The organism is Massilimicrobiota sp. An80 (genome assembly GCF_002159255.1).
Classification (GTDB): Bacteria; Bacillota_I; Bacilli_A; order Erysipelotrichales; family Coprobacillaceae; genus Allocoprobacillus; species Allocoprobacillus merdigallinarum.
Map to the genome: position 1 here is coordinate 1 of NZ_NFHI01000096.1, position 2,200 is coordinate 2,200.

The 2,200-nt window shown below is 24.3% G+C and carries 2 protein-coding genes; both read left to right on the plus strand.

Annotation, left to right across the window (positions count from 1 at the left end; translation table 11 throughout):
• Positions 1-125 precede the first annotated feature (125 nt).
• The gene (locus B5G32_RS13415) at positions 126-1,112 is read left to right on the plus strand and encodes a glycosyltransferase family 2 protein (RefSeq protein ID WP_087936949.1); all 987 of its coding nucleotides are present in this window, start codon (positions 126-128) and stop codon (positions 1,110-1,112) included.
• Positions 1,102-2,121: a glycosyltransferase family 2 protein gene (locus B5G32_RS13420; protein WP_087936950.1), complete on the plus strand. Its 1,020-nt coding sequence runs from the start codon at positions 1,102-1,104 to the stop codon at positions 2,119-2,121. Before B5G32_RS13415 ends, B5G32_RS13420 begins: the two co-directional genes overlap by 11 nt.
• Positions 2,122-2,200: the final 79 nt, after the last annotated feature.

The window sequence follows — 2,200 nt, forward strand, 5'->3', positions numbered from 1 at the left end:
ACACATATTTCAATTTTACATATAAACCTAAACGTCATCAACTACGTATTAATAAAGTTGATAGAAAGGAGAAGGTATATTTTAATGACTGATAAATGAGTCAATTATAATATACCAGGTATAAGATGAAAATAAAGTATAGTTTTATAATACCTGTTTATAATCGTGAAAAGTATATAGACAGATGTTTAAATAGTATTCTTAAACAAAAGATATTTAATATTCCTTTTGAAGTTATTATTGTTGATGATGGGTCAATTGATGAAACGGAAAAGCATATTAGAAATTATTTATCACCTCATATTCACTATTTAAAAATTAAACATAGCGGACCTTATATTGCTAGAAAAATTGGTATAGAGAATGCTAAAGGGGAATATATATTATTTGTTGATTCAGATGACTATATTACAGAGGAATATTTAAAGATTATAGATCAAAATATTAAAGATTATGATATTTTGGAATTTGGATTTTATAGTAAAGACGCCAAAAAAAATTTTTTACCTTATGACACTGATTCTTCTATTTATTTAAAGCATTTAGTTTCTTCGCGATATAAAGGGTATGGTGTTTCTTTATGCATACGTGCATTTCAATCAAATTTATTTAAAAAGTTTCTTTTAGAAAATTATCATTATTATTATGCAGAGGATCTTATGCTTCTGGTACATGCTTATCAACATGCTAAAAAAGTAGGCAATATTAAGCAAGTTTTATATCACATTTATCCATCTGATAATTCTCTTACACGAAGTCAATTTGATGAGAGAAGATTTTCCGCAATAGAGATAGAAGAAAAAATTTTGCAAATTTTAAAAGAATATAATCAACATTATGATATGAAAAAAGAAATTATGTATTCTAAATCTTTTATATTAAAAGGAGTATTAGTTTTGTCGTCGCATTTATATTTAAACAATTATAAGGTTTATATTAAAAATAAAAATAGATTAAAAACATATGTTCATCAGTATAGTTCTTTTGCAGCATTTTATTATCTATCTTGGAAGATGAAAATAGGCTATTTCATTTACATAATAAGTCCAACTCTGTTCGTTTTTATCTTTAAGCATTATATATTATTGAGAAAAATTCATCATGAAAAATAAGATACCTTTAATTAGTGTAATTGTCCCTGTATACAACGTTAAAGATTATTTAAAAGATTGTTTAAATTCTATTATATTACAATCTTATAGTCATATGGAAATTTTGCTTATAGATGACGGGAGTACGGATGGTAGTGGTGACATTTGTGATGAATATGCAAAAAAGGATTCTCGAATTAAAGTTTTCCATCAAAAAAATTTAGGTTTGTCTGCTGCAAGAAATGTGGGATTAAATTATATGAATGGTGAATATCTTACTTTTATTGATTCTGATGATACTATTTCTAAATTCTTTTTAGAATTATTATTGAAAGAAATGTTAATGTATCAGGTAGATATGGTTGTTTGTGATTATTTAAGGTATGTTCATGATTATGAAATTTCGGATCAATATATTGATTCATATCAATTATTTTTTTTATGTGGTACTGATGTTTTAAAATCTTTGGGAAAATCATATCATTATTTATTTATACCTTCATGGGGAAAATTATATCATAAAGATATATTTAAACATTTACGATTTAAAGAGGGAAAAATACATGAAGATGCTTTTATATTTCATTTGTTATATGAAAAGGTGAATAGTATTTGTTGCTTAAATACTAAATTATATTTTTATAGATTATCATATATGAGTATAACGAGAATAAAGGGAATATATTATGATCATTTTGATATTATAGATGCATTAGAAAGTAGACTTCGTTTTTATCAACAAAAACAATGGGATGAATGTGTAGATAGAACTATTAATGAGATTATTTATAAATTGATGAATGGCTATGATGATGAAAGATGGGATAAAGATTTCATTAAAGAGAGAATAAAATATTACAAAAAGAAGTATTCAAAAAAAAGAAATTTAAGATTATGTATTGAGTTGTTTTTATTTTCTATATCTCCAAATTTAAGAAAATATAGTATTTTACTTTTAAAATATATGAAAAAATTAATACATATTTTTAAAGATAGTCTAAGAAGTCACGGGGTTTCCCAAAACGAATAAGTTTTACGGGAAATCTCTTTTTTTGTTTTCTCTTATGCTGGTTTAAAATCACGGGAAATTCTATAATGGTATTATCAGG

What these genes read in the sequence shown, in the direction of transcription:
- B5G32_RS13415 (WP_087936949.1), top strand. Translation starts at nt 126, where the DNA reads ATGAAAATAAAGTATAGTTTTATAATACCTGTTTATAATCGTGAAAAG.
- B5G32_RS13420 (WP_087936950.1), top strand. Translation starts at nt 1,102, where the DNA reads ATGAAAAATAAGATACCTTTAATTAGTGTAATTGTCCCTGTATACAAC.